Annotated in this window: 16 protein-coding genes and 1 tRNA gene; 6 read left to right on the top strand and 11 right to left on the bottom strand. The window is 65.7% G+C overall.

All coding sequences use genetic code 11. From position 1 onward, the window contains the following. Positions 1-29 precede the first annotated feature (29 nt). Positions 30-212, bottom strand: coding sequence for a hypothetical protein (locus ACAG21_RS07365; protein WP_370495289.1), 183 nt, complete (start codon positions 210-212; stop codon positions 30-32). Positions 213-472: 260 nt separating this feature from the next. Between ACAG21_RS07365 and ACAG21_RS07360 the strand changes: the two genes are divergently transcribed. Further along, positions 473-634, top strand: a complete 162-nt coding sequence (locus tag ACAG21_RS07360) for a hypothetical protein (RefSeq protein WP_165796427.1) — start codon at positions 473-475, stop codon at positions 632-634. A gap of 261 nt (positions 635-895) precedes the next feature. After that, positions 896-1435: an N-acetyltransferase family protein gene (locus ACAG21_RS07355; protein WP_370495288.1), complete on the top strand. Its 540-nt coding sequence runs from the start codon at positions 896-898 to the stop codon at positions 1433-1435. A 37-nt stretch (positions 1436-1472) separates the two neighbouring features. Here ACAG21_RS07355 and ACAG21_RS07350 read toward each other — a convergent pair whose 3' ends face one another. Then, on the bottom strand, positions 1473-3074 hold the full coding sequence (locus ACAG21_RS07350) for an MFS transporter (RefSeq protein WP_370495287.1): 1602 nt from the start codon (positions 3072-3074) through the stop codon (positions 1473-1475). Between the two features lie 298 nt (positions 3075-3372). On the opposite strand from ACAG21_RS07350, the gene ACAG21_RS07345 reads away from it, so the two are divergent. Beyond that, positions 3373-4083: a Type 1 glutamine amidotransferase-like domain-containing protein gene (locus ACAG21_RS07345; protein WP_370495286.1), complete on the top strand. Its 711-nt coding sequence runs from the start codon at positions 3373-3375 to the stop codon at positions 4081-4083. 47 nt (positions 4084-4130) lie between these two features. On the opposite strand, the gene ACAG21_RS07340 is transcribed toward ACAG21_RS07345, so the two are convergent. The 3 genes from ACAG21_RS07340 to ACAG21_RS07330 all read right to left on the bottom strand — a co-directional run bounded on the left by ACAG21_RS07340 (position 4131) and on the right by ACAG21_RS07330 (position 9670). After that, positions 4131-4460, bottom strand: coding sequence for an STAS domain-containing protein (locus ACAG21_RS07340; protein ID WP_370495285.1), 330 nt, complete (start codon positions 4458-4460; stop codon positions 4131-4133). Then, the gene (locus tag ACAG21_RS07335) at positions 4460-8596 is read right to left on the bottom strand and encodes a SpoIIE family protein phosphatase (protein ID WP_370495284.1); all 4137 of its coding nucleotides are present in this window, start codon (positions 8594-8596) and stop codon (positions 4460-4462) included. Before ACAG21_RS07335 ends, ACAG21_RS07340 begins: the two co-directional genes overlap by 1 nt. A gap of 177 nt (positions 8597-8773) precedes the next feature. Beyond that, positions 8774-9670 (bottom strand): transglycosylase SLT domain-containing protein, encoded by an 897-nt coding sequence (locus ACAG21_RS07330; protein ID WP_370495283.1) that lies wholly within the window; start codon positions 9668-9670, stop codon positions 8774-8776. 142 nt (positions 9671-9812) lie between these two features. Here ACAG21_RS07330 and ACAG21_RS07325 point away from each other — a divergent pair, with 142 nt between their 5' ends. Both ACAG21_RS07325 and ACAG21_RS07320 read left to right on the top strand, forming a co-directional pair. Beyond that, positions 9813-10820, top strand: a complete 1008-nt coding sequence (locus ACAG21_RS07325; RefSeq protein WP_370495488.1) for a LacI family DNA-binding transcriptional regulator — start codon at positions 9813-9815, stop codon at positions 10818-10820. A 138-nt stretch (positions 10821-10958) separates the two neighbouring features. Beyond that, positions 10959-12365 carry an aldehyde dehydrogenase family protein gene (locus ACAG21_RS07320; protein ID WP_370495282.1) on the top strand — a complete coding sequence of 469 codons (1407 nt, stop codon included), beginning with the start codon at positions 10959-10961 and terminating at the stop codon, positions 12363-12365. Positions 12366-12451: 86 nt separating this feature from the next. Here the strand turns inward: ACAG21_RS07320 and ACAG21_RS07315 are convergent, their stop codons facing one another. Continuing rightward, on the bottom strand, positions 12452-13507 hold the full coding sequence (locus ACAG21_RS07315) for an alpha/beta hydrolase fold domain-containing protein (RefSeq protein WP_370495281.1): 1056 nt from the start codon (positions 13505-13507) through the stop codon (positions 12452-12454). A gap of 104 nt (positions 13508-13611) precedes the next feature. On the opposite strand from ACAG21_RS07315, the gene ACAG21_RS07310 reads away from it, so the two are divergent. Next, a tRNA-Cys gene (locus ACAG21_RS07310) sits at positions 13612-13685 on the top strand. A 5-nt stretch (positions 13686-13690) separates the two neighbouring features. Here the strand turns inward: ACAG21_RS07310 and ACAG21_RS07305 are convergent. The 5 genes from ACAG21_RS07305 to ACAG21_RS07285 are packed head-to-tail and all read right to left on the bottom strand — an operon-like array spanning position 13691 to position 17837. Then, entirely contained in the window at positions 13691-14836 is a 1146-nt protein-coding gene (locus ACAG21_RS07305) for a zinc-binding dehydrogenase (RefSeq protein WP_370495280.1), read from the bottom strand. 58 nt (positions 14837-14894) lie between these two features. Beyond that, complete coding sequence (locus ACAG21_RS07300; protein WP_370495487.1) at positions 14895-15296, bottom strand: YchJ family protein; 402 nt, start codon at positions 15294-15296, stop codon at positions 14895-14897. A gap of 29 nt (positions 15297-15325) precedes the next feature. Beyond that, a complete protein-coding gene (locus ACAG21_RS07295; protein WP_370495486.1) occupies positions 15326-16054 on the bottom strand; it encodes a hypothetical protein in 729 nt (242 codons plus the stop codon). Continuing rightward, complete coding sequence (locus ACAG21_RS07290; protein ID WP_370495279.1) at positions 16054-16974, bottom strand: hypothetical protein; 921 nt, start codon at positions 16972-16974, stop codon at positions 16054-16056. Before ACAG21_RS07290 ends, ACAG21_RS07295 begins: the two co-directional genes overlap by 1 nt. Then, on the bottom strand, positions 16971-17837 hold the full coding sequence (locus tag ACAG21_RS07285) for a hypothetical protein (RefSeq protein WP_370495278.1): 867 nt from the start codon (positions 17835-17837) through the stop codon (positions 16971-16973). Before ACAG21_RS07285 ends, ACAG21_RS07290 begins: the two co-directional genes overlap by 4 nt. Positions 17838-17934 lie beyond the last annotated feature (97 nt).

Genomic DNA, 17934 nt, shown 5'->3' with positions numbered 1-17934 from the left:
CGAGCCCGATTAACGATCGCCTTTGCCAATCAGCTGCCCGCAGGTGCCATCCCGTCGGAGCCGCCGGCGCCCAGCAGATCAGTCAGGGTCAATCGGCCGAACAACCTGGGCGTGGGCACGAACAGCAGATCGTGCCCTGAGTCACCGACGACCTGGTACGCGAGGTTGACGTCGCCATCTCGCGCGTAGACGGTTTGAGGGGTGGCCGCCATGTCCAAGAGCATGACAGCAAACCGCGTCGATCGCCTGATTTCCGTCTCGGGTCTCCCATTTGGTCCCCGCGGCCTGTGAACTGTCGGCTCGCCCAACCCGGGTTCACCGGGCCCGAGCAACCCGAAACAGTGGGCGTCGCCAACGCCCCGAAACCTTTTTGTTCAACCGAATTGTGGTCTCTGTTCACCTGCCGATCGAGCGCGATGCGCGCAGTGAATCGTATTGCCGCCATGCCTGATTCGGCGATAGGGTGAGGGTCATGATCAACAACAGCATCGAGACAATGTTCATCGGCCACGGCGGTGGCGCCGGCGGCGGCCGTGGTGGTGGCGCTGGTGGTGGCCGCGGCGGCGGTGCTGGCGGCGGCCGTGGTGGTGGCGCTGGTGGTGGCCGCGGCGGCGGTGCCGGCGGCGGCCGCTAAACCTAATACTTTTCCTCTGCGCCCCTTCAATTCTCACGATGCAATCGTGGGGCGCCAAGAGTTGCACTGCGTTCGTCCCGTCCAGGCGATTGAGCCGACGCGGACACCGCCGTCGCAAGCACACCGCGGTAACGTGATACGGCCGTCGGGTCCATGACCCGACGGCCGTTTGCGTGATCGCAAGCTCGTGCGCCAACGACGACGCAGCGAAATTTGGACCCGCGATTCGCAGGCAAACCGGGCGGCTGGAAGACTGCTGGCATGCAAGCGATCAGCGGCACTGTGCGTTCGGCTACGCCACAGGATGCAGCCGCCTGCGTTGCGATCTACCGCCCGTACGTCGAGAACACGCTGATCAGTTGGGAACTCGAGGCACCGAGCCCCGACGAGATGGCGTCGCGTATCGCCAACGCCCAACGGGCGCACGAATGGCTCGTCCTCGAACATGACGATCAGGTCATCGGCTTCGCCTACGGCCACGCATTGATCAGCCTGCCTTCCTTCAAATGGTCGGCCGAGACCGGCATCTACATCAGCGGCGACCGTCACCGCGCGGGTTGGGGCCGCCGACTTTATGCCGAAGTGCTGCACCGGCTCGCCGAGCGCGGATACCGGCGAATCTTCGCCGGTATCACCCAACCCAACGAGGCCAGCAACGCGTTTCACCGATCCTTCGGCTTCGAAGATATCGGCGCCTGGCCGCGTGTCTATTTCAAGAACGACCGCTGGCACGACGTCGCGTGGATGCAACTCGATCTAGGCCCGGGCGACCCGCTGGGACCGCCTCAGGCAGTCGGCTAATTGCCGATTATGTTGTGGCGCAGTCGTATAGCTGCTCTTACTTGCGTGTGCGTAACGCGACGTAGTACTCGTGTCGCCGGGTGTTGTCGACGGTGTAGCTGACCGCCCTGGTGACGCCGTCATGGTCGACATCCACCCATCGCTCGGTGCGTTGGCGCTCAAATTCGCTCCAGGACGTCACCGTGAACCGCTCGAGGAACGAGTTGGGTTCCTCGACACTGTGATAAAGCCGCCAACTATGGCCGCCTGTGCGCAGCCGTGACTGCCGGACATCGCGCATCGCTTCGATGAACTCATCGAGATTCTCGGGCGGCACCTGATAGCGGACCGCCACGAGCACCGGTCCATCTTGTGGGCACGGTTCGAACACGAGCGTCGGTGTCGGCCAGGCGCTGGAAACCTCGACACTCTCCGTCCCGGTGCACGGCCGCAGCGGCAGCACGGCAACGCTGAGGGCAGCAACGCCCAGTACTGCAGCCGACCACAGCATTGCGACGTCAAGTCCCCACCGGGTGGCAAGCAGGCCCCAGATATAGGCGCCGAGCGCCTGAGATCCGGTCGAGACCAACAGATACACCGACAGTCCGCGGGCCCGAACCCATCGCGGCAGTGACAGTTGCGCTGCGGCGTTCAACGTCGTCAAAGTGATCAGCCATGCCGTTCCCGACAACACCAGAAACGGAATCGCGGCCCCAAACGGCAGCCAGACCACCGCTACCGGCGCGAGGCCGTACGCCGCGGCAGAGATCGCCAGCAGCCGGTTGTCCGAAATTCGTGCGTGCAACGGTTCGGCAGCTATCACGGCGAGTATGGCACCAAAACCAATGGCCCCGAGCGCCACACCATAGCCACCGGCTCCGAGGTGCCACGTATGGGCGGCGGCAACCGGCAAAAGTGCGAGTATGGCCGACGCGGGAAACAGGAAAAGGGCTGTGCGCAACAGGATCCTGCGAAAGATCGGACTGTTCTCGACATATTGCAGCCCGGTGATGATGGCCTGGCCGATGCGTTCTCGCTCGATCGGCACGATTTGCTTCGGCCGGTTCCACGCCCGCAAAGCGAAGATGATCGCCGAGAACGACACCGCGTTGATCGCGAAGACCGCCGCGGGCCCGAGCCAGGCCACGACGATACCGCCGATCGCCGGCCCAATCGCTCGGGTCGAGTTCGCCGAGACGCTGCCCAAAACCGAGACCGCCGGGATCTGCTCGCGCGGAACAACCTCAGGCTGAATCGCCTGCCAGGCCGGTCCGGTCAATGCGGAAGCGAACCCGATGGCCAAGGTAAACATCAACAGTGCGGTCGGGGTGAGGCGGCCAAGGTTCGTCAGCAGCGCCAGCGCGAGGGCCACCAGCACGGCATACGTCTGCAGAAATATCAGGAGACGACGCCGGTCGAACAGATCGGCGAGCACGCCGGCGAACAACCCTAAAAGCAGCGTCGGCCCCAGACTCGCCGTCTGAACCAGCGCCACAATGACGTCCGGACTGTGGTTTTCCACCAGGAACCATTGCGCGGCCACCGCCTGCATCCACGTTCCGATATTGGAGATGAATTGGGCGATGAACAGGCCTCGGTACACGCGGTTGCGCAAGGGCGCCCACGTCGACGGTTTACGCTCCTGGCCCTGAATCACCACACAGTCGATGGTCGACAGCCCCTCTGTTCGGCCAGTGCCCGGCGACGAACCTGACTGGCGCGTTCCATCAAGGATTAGAAGTTTAAGACACCTGCACCTAACGCTCCCATCATGGATCCACCCCTGAAACCATGCACGGGCAGACGTCGGACGGCCGAACCTGACCAACAAGGATTGGCCCGTGCCGTATTCCCTGTGAGACAACGATTCTGGTCGTGGCCGCGCAGCCGAGCACGCACACAAGCGGTGCCCGGAAACCGGGCTGAGCGCAGAGGTATTTCGCCGATAGGGTGACGTCATGTCCGGGGCCGATCGGAAACCGCGCCAACCGCTGTATCTGCTCGCGGACAGTCAGCTGCTGTTCTGGCGGCAGCGTGGTCGCCCGCTGCTGGAGGCGGCACTTCACGGGTTGGCTCGCGACACACGACTTTGCGCGGCGTACATCGGAGCCTCCAACGGTGACCGTCCGGAGTTCTACGACATCTTCGAGGCGGCGATGGATGCGATTGGAATCACGGACCGCCGCATGATCCATTCGTCGTTCGGCCCAGACGACCGCGCCTTCCTGGCAGGCGCGCAGTTGATCGTCCTGGCCGGCGGCGATGTGCGACTCGGCTGGCTGACGTTCGAGAAATCCGGAATGAAAGATGTGCTGCTGGACCGGCATACCCATGGTGCGATCCTGGTGGGCATATCAGCCGGCGCGGTCCAGCTCGGACAGTACGCAATCGTCGAGACTCCGAAATCCGCTGCACCCGAATTTCTCGACGTGTTCAACCTCGTCCCCGCGGTCATCGACACTCACGACGAGCAGGCCGATTGGGCGCGGTTGTCACGCGCGATTGCCTCGCTGGAAGGTGCGGCCACCGGGCTGGGAATTCCTTCCGGGGGCGGAGTCATCGTGCACACCGACAACACCATCGAGCCGCTACGGCGTCCCGTCCACCAATTCCGTGTCGAGGGCCCACGCGTTGAGCACTCACTGCTTCCTGCCGACGCGGCCGAGTGACGCTGCTTTCCCGATACGGCTGACTGAGCAGTGCGAGGACTCGGTTCCTAACCGTCGTCGCCTGCCGGTGCGGCGGCCTCCAGGGTCGCTACCTTGTCCAGGCCGGTGATGGTAAGAACCCGAATCAGCAAGCGGTGGACGATGACATGCAACCCGTCCACCTTGTCGGCATGGTCGAAAAGCGCGTTGATCCCCGCACTGTCGAGGTACTTGACGGTGCTGAGATCGATGATGATCGGACTTCGGGACCCCGCGCTCGCGGTGTTGAGTGCCTCGATGAGCTGGGCGACGTTGCTGAGATCGATCTCCCCCGTCGCGGTCACCCGGGGCGTCCCGTCGGGGCCGTGGTCGGTGTTCAGCGTGAGCTCTGCGGGCATTAGTCGATCCTCGCGTACAAGTGAACTGTGGTGCCGGCCTCGGTGGAGCGAATCGTGATGTCCTCCACCAGACCTCGCATCAAGGCGATGCCGCGGCCCCGGTTGGCTCCAGGGATGGTGCGGGGTGTTTTCCAGGTGCCGCCGTCGGAGACGGTCACGTGCAGTGCATCGACGACGGCGGTCGCGCGCAACGAGACGGTGCCCTCGCGTTGATCGCGGTAACCGTGTTCGATGGCGTTGGCGACGGCTTCACCAACAGCGGTGAGCAGATACGTGATTTGGTCGGGCTCGACACCCGCCTGGGTCAGCCAGCCGCGCAACGCTTCACGGCTCGGCGCGAGGTGATCGACTTCGGCGGCGAAGTTCATCGCCAAGGGTGCAGGCTGCCGATAGAGCAACATGGCCACGTCGTCGGAATAACCGCCGCCAGGTTCGAGCCGGACCATGAGATCGTCAGCCACCTCGTCGAGCGACTGGGACCGGCCGACCTGAATCAGATCGGTCGCGCTGGCGATGCCTTCGTCGATCGAATGGCCGCGGCGTTCGACCAGCCCGTCGGTGTAGAGCAACAACGTCGACCGCGGTGGCATCGTCACGCGAACTTCGGGTCGCGACCACTCCGGACGCAGCGCGAGGGGAAGCCCATGTTCACCATCAAGCTGCTCGCTAGTTCCATTGGCATGCACCATGATCGGCGGCGGGTGACCCGCATTGGAGTACACCAACTCTCCCGTGTCGAGGGTGAGCACCGCGCAAAATGCGGTGGTGCAGCGGGCACCGGGCAGACGCGCGGCAAAGCGGTCCAAGCCGGCAAGGACAGCGCTGGGACCGGGCTGGTCAAGCAGCAGCGCACGACACGCGCTGCGGAGCTGACCCATCACCGTCGCTGCTGCCAGCCCGTGGCCGACGCAGTCGCCGACAATCAACGCAACCCGCCCGTCGTCGAGATCGACCACGTCGTACCAGTCACCGCCAACCTGCAGTGGATGGCTGGCCGGGTGATACCGCACCGCAAAGCCTCCCGGCAATTTCGTCGGACCGAGCATCGCGTGTTGCAGCGCCAAAGCGGTCTCGCGTTGCTCGTCCAGCTGATAGACGCGGTGCAGACCTTGGCTGAGCCGCCCGCCCAACACCTTCAGCAGGTTGTGATCCTCTGAGGTGAATGGGCGTTGCTCCGCCAAGTCGATCCACACGACGAGCACGCCGCGGGGATGTTGCAGCGAGATGCCCGCTGTACCAGGCTCTCCGGCGACCGTGGTCAGCAGATCGGAATCACGCAGCGACTCGATCAACAGCCGGTGACCCGGCGGCAGTTCGTCCCAACCGCACGGTTCGCCGGCGCACACGAGCGCCGGCGTGTCCCCCATGGGAGCGTCACGGGCAAATGTCGCAGCCAGAACGCGGCGTGCATTCCACGTCTGGCGTAGCTCTGCGACCGCGCCACGCAACGTGTCGTCAAGCGTATCCGCTTGTGCCAGTTGCTGGTTCAGCGCAGCCAAGGCGAGCTGAGTCTGCACGATGTAGTGCTCGGTCGTGATGTCGCGCAGGGTGCCAACCATGATTCGGCGGCCGGTGTCCGGGTCGTCGACGTGGTTGAAGTTCGCCGCGACCCACAGCCGGTGCCCGTCCCGGTGGACCACCGGCGCGGTGAACGCGCCTTGGGTTTCGTTCAGCAGCTGCTCGAAGACCCCCTCAACTTGGCGGTGGGCTTCGGGGCTGGTCACGGCGTCCGGCCACCACGGGTGGGGCGGGTCATAGGGCAGCTGTTCGGGGCCGTAGCCCATGAGCTCGCTGAACGCGGCGTTGATCTCGATAACGGCACCCTGTTCGTCGCAGACGAAGAACCCTTCCTGCAGCGAATCCACCAGGGCGGTGCGCCACCGGCTGTGGTGGCTGCGCAATCGCGACAGCTCGACGTTGGCGCGCACCCTGGCCAGCAGCTCGGCGGCGGCGAACGGCTTGACGAGATAGTCGTCGGCGCCGGCCAGCAAGCCTTCGATCGAGGCTTCTTGCCCGGCGCGCGCCGATAGCAACAACACCGGTAAAGCCGCGGTGCGGGGGTCACCACGCAGCGCCGAGAGCAGTTGCAGACCATCCAGCCCGGGCATCATCACGTCGCTGATGACGAGGTCAGGAACCTGCGCACGGATGGCGTCAAGCGCGTGGCGCCCATCGGTGACGGCAGTGACCTGGTAACCGGACGTCTGCATCAGGCTGATCAGGTATTCACGCATATCGGCGTTGTCGTCGGCGATCAACACGTGTGTTCGTTCGCCGTCTTTCCCGGCGGGCGCGACTGCGGTCATCATCGCTGTGCTGCCGGCGTCGGACGCGGCGGCGCTGGTATCACCGGGCAGCCAGCGCAACGCTTCTTGTACAAACGGCTCGGCGATCACCCCGGATGCGGTACGTGCTGCCGGTGGTGTCGAGACTTCCTCGGTCGGCAGATGGGCCGAGCCGAACGCCAGGCGGATGGTGAAGGTGGTGCCGACACCCTCCTGACTGTCGACCGAGATGGTGCCGCCGTGCAGCCCGACGAGCTCTTTGACCAGAGCCAGCCCGATTCCGCTGCCCTCGGTGGAGCGGGTACGTGCGTTCTCGACGCGATGGAAACGCTCGAAGAGCCGGGGCATTTCGGCGGCAGGCACCCCGACGCCGGTGTCGGACACCGTGACGATGGCATGGGTGTCATCGCGACTCACCGCGACCCTGATGGTCCCCTCGAAGGTGAACTTCAACGCATTGGAGAGCAGGTTGAGGATCACCTTCTCCCACATCTCGTGATCCAGATAGACCGGTTCGTCGAGCGGCGGACAGTCCACCGTGAACGCCACGCCGGCCCGGTCGATCGCCGAGCGGAACACGCTGGCCAAATCGGCTGTGACGGTTGACAAGTCGACGGACTCGAACCGAGCGCGCATCCGCCCCGCCTCGATGCGGGAAAAGTCCAGCAGCGTGTTGACGAGCTTGGCCAGCCGTAAACCGTTGCGGTGCACCAGTTCCAGCTCCTGGCGGGCCTGCTCGTCCAACCCGGTTGCCCGGCCGCGCAACTCGTCGACCGGTCCCAGGATCAACGCGAGCGGGGTGCGGAATTCGTGGCTGACGTTGGAGAAGAACGCCGTCTTCGCCCGGTCGAGTTCTGCCAGCTCCTCGGCCCGCTGTTGCTGAGCCCGATAGCTGCGTGCGCTGCCAATCCCGCCGGCGATGTAGCCGGCCACGAGCTCGACGAAGCCGCGGTAGCCGTCGTCGAACTGGCGGTACCGATTCAGCCCGGCCACGAGGAAGCCGACCGGATCCCCGCCCTGCTGTAGCAGCGGCACCACGAGCGCCTGGGCGGGTGGTTCCGTCCAGGCGCCGGTGGGCAGCTCCTGTGCTTCGTTGTCGAGGTCGATCAGTTGGGTTGTGCCCTGCACCAACATTGCGGTGGGCCAGTCGGAAAGGCCCCCGGCAGGAAGTACTTGCGGCGCCACGGGATGCCCGGGCTCGATTCCGCTGACCCCGGCCAGCAGTGCCTCACCGTGCTCACCGAACAGATAGGTCATCGTGAAGGGAAGGTCGTACGGGTTGTTCGCGAGTTGTCGGGCCGCGTGGTCCAGCATCTGACGTTCGGTGCGCACGACGCTGGGATCCGAGCCCAGGTCGCGCAGCGTTGCCATCCGACGCTGAGCAATCACCCGATCGGTGTCTTCCCGCACCACGCAGAGCATCCCGACGATGCTGGCGTCCTCGTCGCGCAGCGCGCTGTAGGAGAACGTGTGATACGACTCCTCGGGGTATCCCGACCGCTCGATGATCAGCAGCAAACCCTCGTCCCAGGTGGGCTCTCCGGTCACCAACACGCTCGCGATCCGCGGACCGATGTCGTCCCAGATCTCGGCCCACACCTCGCTGGCGGGGCGGCCCAGCGCCCACGGGTACTTGCGGCCCAGGGTGTCGCGGCGATAGGCGGCGTTGCAGAAGAAGGTCAACTCCGGGCCCCACGCCATCCACATCGAGAATCGGGATGACAGCAGGATGTTGACGGCGGTACGGAGGCTTTGCGGCCAATCTTCGACTGGCCCGAGCGGGGTAGTCGCCCAGTCGACGGCGGCCAGGTCGAGGCCGATCTCCTGGTCTGCCCGGAAAACCACTGACATCCTTTCCGAATGTGCTCAGACCCAGAGACGGTCGCTTACCGCTGCCCGTAGCGGCTCCCTCAAGACAACCATTCCCCGACGTCTCATCGCCACTTTTTCGCTGGATAGCCCACAATTGTGACGTTTGCCCGGGCGGGCGGGTTCGGTAAGTCGACTATCCGGTTTGCACTCGCGCCGCTACTGCGCGTGGGCGGCCAGATAGTCCGCGACGGGGATCGGTGCCGACGCGGCGTAACCGATGGGCAGCAACACGTCGCCGGCGGTCGTGACGTAGTAAACGTCCCAGCGATAGAAGGTGGCAAACGCCGCGGGATCGGCCCCGATCAACGCGGCGTAGTCGTCGACCGCCTGCACGTACTGGTGTGCATGGTTGTAGCTGTAGATGGCGCGATCGCGGTCGTTGGCAAATCCGTTGGCGTTGAGCATGCGGGCCGCCGCCATGACGCTGTCGTGCGGCGAATTCACGTCGCCGCCCTGGCCATACGAGGCGAACGTCGACGGCAAGAACTGCATGGGGCCTTGCGCGCCGGCGGTGCTTATCCCATTGATGCTGCCGAAACGCGTCTCGACCAGGTTGATCGCGGCCAGGTAGTTCCAGCCCACACCCGATTCCGCCTCGGCCGCGTGGTAGTAACCCATCAGCTCGTCGGGCGGAGCCGGCGGGTCGATCCGCCAAGCCGGCACCGTGTCCCGCACTTGCGCCATCGCCTGAAGCTGTCGACGGGCGTCGACATTGCGGTCGTAGACGTCGATCAACGACGCCGGGACTAGTGGTCGGACGGTCGCATCCCATTCCGGATGCCGTCCGATGGCCCGGTAGGCCGCTTGCTCGCGATGCGCCGCCGCGGCCAGCGCTGACTCCGGCGTCGACGGGTCGCGCAGCGTGAGTTCGTCAGCGACAAGGTCTTTGGCCAGCTGGGTGGGGTCGGATGCCAGCTGCGGCTGCGCGCCGAGGGGCATGCCCGGCGCCTCGGCGAACATCGCCGGTGACGCCGCCGAGCGCCCACACGCGACGACTGCGACCACGATCATCGCGAGGGCCAGCGGCACGGCGCACACGTGTTTACGGTTCATTGCGTCCACCACCAACGATTACGTGAAGTCCGGCGACTGGTTGGCCCGCACCGAGTCTTTCGCATCCAACCCGATGACTTCAATGGGTGTCCGAAGCCACGCGCAGATTGAAGGCGCAGAAACGCTCCAGGAGCGACGTAATCTGACGTCACACGAGACGACTGGTTGGGAGGCCGATCCGAGCGTGAAGGGCAGACCCACCAAGGCAGACGTCGCACGCATGGCGAACGTGTCGACCGCGACGGTCAGCTACGTGCTGAATAACTCGGTCGGGCGGACCATCTCGGCGCCGACGCGCGCCGCGGTCCTCAGTGCCGCCGCCGAACTGGGGTACCGGCCCAACCTTGCGGCCCGCAACCTCGCCCGCGGGAAAAGCGGGGTGATCTTGTACATCGTGCCGCAGCTCGCCGGCGGCGAGATGCCCATGCAGGTGGGCACGCACATGACCACCGAGTTGACCCGCCGCGGCATCATGCAGGTTCAGCTGTTCGAGACCGAGCACGACGACGCGGTCGCCGACGCCATCACTCATCTCCAGCCGATCGCGGTGACGAGCCTTTTCCCTTTGGGCCGCAAGGCATCTGGCGCTGTGAAGAATGCAGCCATCCCCCACATCTGCGTGCACACCCTGCCGGGGCTCGGCAACCCGCAGTATTCGGTCGGACAGATGCGTGTCGACCATCTCGTCTCTCGGGACCATCGCAACATCGGATTTGTCTACTCCGGCGATCGTCGATGGCGCGCTCTCGGCGACTACTGGATCGACGGCGTCCGGCGCGCGGCACACCAGCACGGTCTGCCCGACGTCGTCGTGACCGCGTTGACGCCGGACGACAGTGCCACCCCGGTCCGCGAATTGCACGACGCGGGCGTCACCGCGGTCTGCGCACAGAGCGACGAAGTGGCCTTCGTGGTGCTCGACGGCATTCGGCGCGCCGGACTGCGCTGCCCGGACGATCTCGCGGTCATAGGTGTCGACGCCACGGCCCTGTCGCCCTTCAGCGTCCCCGCGCTGACGACGGTCGTGTTCGACCGCACGGCGATCGCCGAAGTGGCGCTGTCAGCGGTCTTGACCGAGCTCGGCTTGCCGGACGAACCCCGTCCGGCTGCCCGGGACATCGCGACGCTGGTCGTGCGCGAATCCACCTGAGCCACACTAGACACTCACTAGTTACGCGCGTAACCTCTGTCGGGCAACGAACCCACTCGGGCAAGTGAACGTCGTTTCCCCTGCCTGCCCAGCACACAGTTCACGCATTGGAGTGGCTCGCCGAAAGGATGAAGGACATTGGCTGACGCGATCGCGGTCTACAACCCCTCCAACGAAGAGCTGATCACGGAGGTCCCCGATTCCGACCAAGCCGCCGTCGACGCGGCGGTGGCCCGCGCGCGCGAGACGTTCGAGTCGGGGGTGTGGCGCAAGGCGCCCGCGTCGCACCGCGCGAACGTGCTCTTCCGCGCCGCCCGCATCATCGAGGAGCGCACCGACGAACTGGCTGCGCTCGAGGGCCAAGACAACGGGATGAACCTGACCGCCGCGCGTCACATCATCCCGGTCTCGGTCGACATGCTGAAGTACTACGCCGGCTGGGTCGGCAAGATCCACGGCGAGTCGGCCAACCTGGTGTCCGACGGCCTGCTCGGCACCTGGGAGACCTACCACACGTTCACCCAGCTCGAGCCGGTCGGCGTCGTCGGCCTGATCATTCCGTGGAATGGGCCCTTCTTCGTCGCGATGCTCAAGGTCGCGCCCGCCCTGGCGGCGGGTTGCAGCGCGGTCCTCAAGCCCGCCGAGGAGACGCCGCTCACCGCGCTGAAGCTCGAGGAGATCTTCCGCGAGGCGGGTCTGCCGGACGGCGTCCTCAACGTCATCACCGGATACGGCGAGACCACGGGTGCGGCGATGACCGCACACCCGGACATCGACAAGATCTCGTTCACCGGATCGACGGAGGTCGGACGGCTGATCGTGAAGGCGGCCGCGGGCAACCTCAAGCGGCTGACGTTGGAGCTCGGCGGCAAGTCACCGCTGATCATGTTCGACGACGCCAATCTCGACAAGGCGATCATGGGAGCCGGCATGGGCCTGCTGGCCGGTTCGGGGCAGAACTGCTCGTGCACCTCGCGCATCTACGTGCAGCGCGGCATCTACGACCAGGTGGTCGAAGGGCTGGCCGGGTTCGCCAAAATGCTGCCGATGGGCGGCAGCGACGATCCCGACTCGGTGCTCGGGCCGCTGATCAGTGACAAGCAGCGCAAGCGCGTGGAGGGCATCGTCAACGACGGCGTCGCCGGCGGCGCGCAGGTGATCACCGGCGGCAAGCCGATGGACCGCAAGGGCTACTTCTATGAGGCGACGATCGTCACCAACACCACGCCCGACATGCGGCTCATCAAGGAGGAGATCTTCGGGCCGGTCGGTTGTGTGATCCCGTTCGACGACGAGGACGAGGTGCTCGCCGCCGCGAACGACACGCACTACGGGCTGGCCGGCTCGATTTGGACCGAGAACCTCAGCCGGGCCCACCGCGTCGTGAATGAGCTTCGCGCAGGCCAGATTTGGGTGAACTCCTCGCTCGCGGCCGACCCGTCGATGCCGATCAGCGGCCACAAGCAATCGGGCTGGGGCGGCGAGCGTGGCCGCAAGGGCATCGAGGCCTACTTCAACACCAAGGCGGTCTACATCGGGCTCTGAGGGCCTTTTCCGGGCCGCGAGCGTAAGGGCACTGCGAGCTTTGGGCTGATTCTTCGCAACGGGCTTACGCTCGCGAAGATCCAGCGCTAAGCAAGGCTTTTGGCGAAGCCGCTGAGATCGCGGATGCTGGACACGAAAACCTCGGGCATCGCGCCCGCAAATATCAGATCGCCCCCGTGACAGGTACCCGCGACCAACCGACCCACGGTGGGTACACCCGCGCGCACCAGACGGCGGTAGTAATCCAGCCCCTCGTCGCGCAACGGGTCGAGTTCATTCACCGAGATCACATGTGGCGGAAGGCCATTCAGATCCTCGTCGGTCGCGACGCCGGCAAAACAGGTGGGGTCGTTCGAGTTTTCACTGTCAGGGTCGTACAGCGACCCCAGCAGCTCCAGCTGTTGAAGACTGATGAAGTAGCCGTCGCATTCTCGCAGCGACGGCAACTCATCGGGGGGTTCGTGCCATCGGTTGGAGATGAACGGGCATTGCGCATAGAAGCCCGCGATTTCGTGCAGCCACCCCTCGCGTTTCGCTTTGTGCGCCACGGTCAAAGTGAGATTGCCGCCACCGGACTCGCCTGCGACGACCAGGTGGCTGACGCCGAGTTCTGCGCGATGCGATGCAACCCAGCGAACGCCGGCCGCGCAGTCGTTCAATCCGGCGGGAAAGGGGTGTGGGCCGAGTTTTCCACCGGAATTGCGGAACTCAACGCCGACGACGACCAGACCGGTGCCCGCGATGTACTCGCGTAACCGCGTGTACGTCGCGTCGGCGGCGCTGGCGATGGCCATGCCACCACCGTGCAGGTGCACCACGGCGGGTAATGGGCCATCGGCATCGGGGCGGCTGACGTAGAGCGTCACATCGTTGCCGTCTTCGCCGGTGATCGTCGTGGCCGTGGTGGTCACCCCGTCGGCGTCCGGAACACCTGCCGCGAACAAACCGAGAACGGCGCCCATCCCCTCCTCGGCCATCGCGGCGTATGCCAGCAGATCCTCGAGTGGCGCGTTGCGAGTGAGTGCCACCGTCGGCGCATTGCCGTCGAGACCCACCGGCGCAAGAGCGTCGACCATTCGCGGGTCCGCCCGAGAATCGGTTCGCAGACAACAATCCGGATCAGCAAGGCGACCGTGGGCCATTTTGCGACCTTACTGTCGTACGCCGCGCCGCCGCTAGACCGAAATGATCGGGGCGAGCGAAACACTGGGCCCCAGCCGCCTGCGCTGGCATTGTGACGACTCATGCGGGTGTGGCTGAGCGGCTAGGCAGCGGCCTGCAAAGCCGTACACACGGGTTCGAATCCCGTCACTCGCTCCACAGATTCACGGCCGCGCGTGCGGCGTCACGAGGAACTTCTCACCCGTCGCTCGCTTGAGGTATTCGTTGAACGCGTCAGGCTGCAGCATCCCGGCGAGCGACACCTCTCGGGTGTAATGGCTGGCGAACGTCGTCGTGAGCTCCGCGGCCACCCGTGCGCGCAACCGGCCAAGGGTCTGCGCGCCTGCGCTCTGAATGAACGGCGTCAGCAGCCAACCTCCGACGCCCCACGCCATGCCGAAGCGCCTCGTGAGAACCGTGGGACTGGTATCGAGCGCGCCGTAGATATACACCTGCTTGTGGACGCTCGATCCGTAGCGCGAATACTCCGCCGCGGTCGCATTGGCTGCCGTCTCCATGCCGTTGAGGATCTGGCTGGCCAACGTGCCCCCGCCGGTGGCATCGAACGCCAGTGTCGCGGACGTCTCTTTGAGGGCCTCGACGAGATCGGCGTCGAATGAGGGCGAGGACGAGTTGAGGACATGGGTAGCGCCCAGTGAGCGCAGCAGCTCCTCTTGCTCGGGTTTGCGAACGATATTGACCAGCGGTATCCCGTCTTTGCGGCAGAGCTTGACCAGCATTTGTCCCAGGTTCGACGCGGCAGCGGTGTGCACGAGGCCCGAATGTCCTTCGCGGCGCATGGTTTCCGTCATTCCCAGTGCCGTCATCGGGTTGACGAACGATGACGCGCCGTCGCGGGCGGTGGCCCCCTCGGGCAGGACCAGACAGGCCGACGCGTCGACCGCTCGGTATTGCGAGTACATCGCGCCGCCCGCGATCGCCACGGTCTTCCCGACGAGCGCCTGGGCCGCGTCCGAGGAGCCCGCGGCCACGACGGTGCCCGCGCCTTCGTTGCCCACCGGAAGCGACTTGTCCAGGCGCGCCGACAGCGCCCCCAGCGCACCGTCGTCGAGGGAGGCGGTGACCACCGGGCGTTCGGGCGTGCCGGTCACCGTCGCCTTCGCCATGTCGGCACTGGCAACCAGAAGACCCAGATCCGACGGGTTGATCGGCGAGGCCTCCACTCGCACCAGCACCTCGTTGGCGCCGGGCGTCGGCACCGGAACCTCCTGCAACGAAAGTTCGAGCGTGCCATCGGAGGTCAGCAGCGAACGCAGCTCCAGTGCTTCGCCGGGTAGATCTGCGGTCATGGGCGGTGCCTCGTTTCTGTTGTCGGTCTGCCTCACAGCGTGTCAACGCGAAAGGCAGCTACACATCTTCCGCCGCGCGGTCTGGGATGGCGTCGAGGTAAAACCATCGGCCGGCGCGGCGTTCGAAGCGACTGCGCTCATGCAGCCGGCCGGCGCGGCCGCCGGACTCGAACCGGGCGTCGAATTCGACCTCCCCGCGATCGTCGTCAGGACCACCCGCGACGGTATCGATCACCTCGAGACCCGTCCAGGTGATGCCCGGGTCGACGGTCACGTCGGCCGGCCGCGTTCGCGGGTGCCACGTGCGAAACAGATAGGCGGCGTCCCCAAAGGCGAATGCCGAATAGCGCGACCGCATCAGTTCTTCTGCCGATCGGGCCTGCGACGCGCCATCGTGTAGCGGCCCACAACAAGCGCGATAGTTATCGCCGCTGCCGCACGGACAGGGTGGCCCGAGGATTTCGTCCACGTCAACAGCCTGACAGACGCTTACGGTCCTGCGGTGGCCGCCGCGTCCTGCAGCACCTGCTGCAACTTGTCGAACGGATCGGCGCCGGCGGGGTCGAGCCGAAGCGGCATTGTCTCCCGGCCATCGGGTGTGACGGTGGCCGGCGCCGGCGGCGGCGGCGGTGCGGGGGGCGGCGCCGGGGGTGGCGGTGGCGGGGGCGGTTGGACCGCGGGCGGCGAGGCGTTGAGCTTCGTCGCCAGCCGGTTCGCGGTGTCCTGCCGAATGGCCCGCCGCTGCAGGTCCGAGTCGTTGTTGCCCGAGAAACAGTCTTGCGGCGCGGTGTCGACGACCGCCAGTGCGCTCCGATAGCGTTCGTCGGCGTGGGCTCGGTCCCCCGCCGCCACGGCCTGGTCGCCCTGGGTTTCGCGAACCAGCTCGAGGTTGACCCGCACGGGACAAGAACCGGCCGCGTCGGTGTGGGCGAGGGCGGCCGAGAAGTGAACGTCAGCAGCGTCGAGCCGGCCGTCCAGAACGGCGGCCGCGCCGGCGGCGAACCAAGCCTTCGCCGGTTCCACCACATTGGCGGTGCCGAGGACCTCGGCATCAGCTTGTACCGCGCTGGCGTCACCGTGGCCGAACGATGTCGCGGCCGAATTACCGGCTACCACAACCGAAACCAGCTTCACGATCACCAATAGCGCCGCCGCCGTCAGCGGCGACGAGTAGATCACCAACCGTCGTCGTAGCCGCAGCCTTGCCGGTCTATGCATCACGATGCCAAGTCTCGTCGGGCAATACGGCCGCGCCGGAACTCGCGCACCGAAAGGTAGGTCTCGGCCAGCAGCAGTCCCGCCGCAAGCAACGCCGGCAGCCAGTAGAGCTCAACCCGTCCGACCCCCACGTCAAACCCGCGCGCTGCATCGGGAAGATCCAGCCGCAACGGCTGACCGGGGTCCCGGTGTACGTATTGCACCTCGAGTTGTCCTGCAATTTGCCGCAATTCGGTCTCGTCGATCGCATCGGTGCGGCCGTAGCCGAGCACCGCTCCGCTATTTACCGACCCCGGCGTGAGGTTGAGCTCGCCCTGCCTCGCCGGCGATCCCGGCGCACCGGAACCGAAGTACAGCACTACGTTGCGCGAACCCGGATACTGTTGCATCGCCTGCGTCAGCTGGTATCGCAGGACGTTGCCCGGCGCGGAGGCGTCGACATCGGCATCGTTTTGGGCGGCGCCGAGGGCCGCGATGGTCGGACGTAGACTCCAGACATCTTCGGACAGCGGCCAATTCAGCGACGCTTTCGCGGCGAAGCTGACGAGTGCATACCGTGCCGCCGGATACTGCTTGAGTAATTCCGCGATGTCGTCGCGTATCCCGGCGATGCGGGGATTGTCGCCGTAGTCCTCGACACCCGAGGCGGCCGACCGATCGACGACGAGGAATACGTTGAGGTTCGCACCCGCTGCGGCCGTTGTCCCCGTGCGATTTTGGTCGTCGAGGATCGTTGGACGCGTGGTTGCTGCAGTCAATAGCAGCACCGCCAAAGTCACGCCGCTCCATCGCAGCACCGCAGGCAGACGCCGGCTTCCCGCCGACTGCAGCACCCGCCACAGCGCTACCAGCCGCGCCAGGGCAAGCGCGGCTGCTACGACCGCGAGGATCGGCCAGGGCAGCACGGGCTGATACGTCATCGGCGCAATACCAGTAGGGCCACCGACAGCACGGCTGCCGACAACAAGGCGATCGCCAGCGGTACCACCGGCGCATCACGGAAATCCGCAGTCACGACGGTGCCGTCGGCGAGACGCGCCGCTGGAGTGTGCGTGCGAATCTCGTTGAGTGCCGCGGTGACTGGTTTCGCCCCCGTTCTGACGTACCGGCCGTCGGACTGCTGCGCGAGCGCGACCAGCGCACCGCTCGCAGGCGACGGGGTCATGTCGACCACATTGACTTGGGCCTTCGTACGTTTGGCCAGTTCGCGCACAGAGTCGGCGGCGAATAGCGAGGCACGCGACTCCCCCGCCGCGCGAAGCTGCGAGGGCCCGAGATAAATCACCGAACGCCGATGCGAGCCCTGCTGCTCTTCAGCGGGGAAGCCTGAGAGACACAGCGCGATAACATCATTCACGCTAGGGGCGTAGTCGATGTAAGGAACCGGAGCGGAGAACGAGGTCAACTGCCTGTCCTGTGCCCCGACGTATCCGCTGAATTGCCCGGCGGCGTATTGGTGATCGCGCGTCAACGGCACCAGACGCCGGTTCACCGAGGTCAGGCCGATGCGTTGGGTCTGCGGCGCAGCGGTGGTCTGCCGCGCGAAGTAGTCGAGCAGTTCACTCGTCGCAGGATCGGTCACCGGCTGCGCGACACACAGCATGATGTCCTCGGGGTGAAGGGCGTCAAAATCATTGCCGGCCTTGCTTGGCCGGGCCGCGGCCCACGTCGCAGCGCTGAACATGACCGCGAGCACCACCAGTTTCACGATCGTCGACAGCGAACGGAGCCGCGCCACTCTCGCGTACTCGGGCAGACGAGTCAGCCGCGCGATGTTGGCCAACGGCCGTAACCGTCTGCGGGCAGCGGTCATGGGCAACAACGCGGCCAGTGCCACGGCTACGAGGAGGCAGGACGATCCAATGGCCGCTACCGGCCAC

This window comes from Mycobacterium sp. pR1184 (assembly GCF_041287235.1).
Classification (GTDB): Bacteria; Actinomycetota; Actinomycetes; order Mycobacteriales; family Mycobacteriaceae; genus Mycobacterium.
Note: the sequence above shows the minus strand (reverse complement) of the source record. Positions and strands in the feature narration are given on the sequence as shown.

What these genes read in the sequence shown, in the direction of transcription:
- ACAG21_RS07365 (WP_370495289.1), bottom strand. Translation starts at nt 212, where the DNA reads ATGGCGGCCACCCCTCAAACCGTCTACGCGCGAGATGGCGACGTCAAC.
- ACAG21_RS07360 (WP_165796427.1), top strand. Translation starts at nt 473, where the DNA reads ATGATCAACAACAGCATCGAGACAATGTTCATCGGCCACGGCGGTGGC.
- ACAG21_RS07355 (WP_370495288.1), top strand. Translation starts at nt 896, where the DNA reads ATGCAAGCGATCAGCGGCACTGTGCGTTCGGCTACGCCACAGGATGCA.
- ACAG21_RS07345 (WP_370495286.1), top strand. Translation starts at nt 3,373, where the DNA reads ATGTCCGGGGCCGATCGGAAACCGCGCCAACCGCTGTATCTGCTCGCG.
- ACAG21_RS07340 (WP_370495285.1), bottom strand. Translation starts at nt 4,460, where the DNA reads ATGCCCGCAGAGCTCACGCTGAACACCGACCACGGCCCCGACGGGACG.
- ACAG21_RS07335 (WP_370495284.1), bottom strand. Translation starts at nt 8,596, where the DNA reads ATGTCAGTGGTTTTCCGGGCAGACCAGGAGATCGGCCTCGACCTGGCC.
- ACAG21_RS07330 (WP_370495283.1), bottom strand. Translation starts at nt 9,670, where the DNA reads ATGAACCGTAAACACGTGTGCGCCGTGCCGCTGGCCCTCGCGATGATC.
- ACAG21_RS07315 (WP_370495281.1), bottom strand. Translation starts at nt 13,507, where the DNA reads ATGGCCCACGGTCGCCTTGCTGATCCGGATTGTTGTCTGCGAACCGAT.
- ACAG21_RS07305 (WP_370495280.1), bottom strand. Translation starts at nt 14,836, where the DNA reads ATGACCGCAGATCTACCCGGCGAAGCACTGGAGCTGCGTTCGCTGCTG.
- ACAG21_RS07295 (WP_370495486.1), bottom strand. Translation starts at nt 16,054, where the DNA reads ATGCATAGACCGGCAAGGCTGCGGCTACGACGACGGTTGGTGATCTAC.
- ACAG21_RS07290 (WP_370495279.1), bottom strand. Translation starts at nt 16,974, where the DNA reads ATGACGTATCAGCCCGTGCTGCCCTGGCCGATCCTCGCGGTCGTAGCA.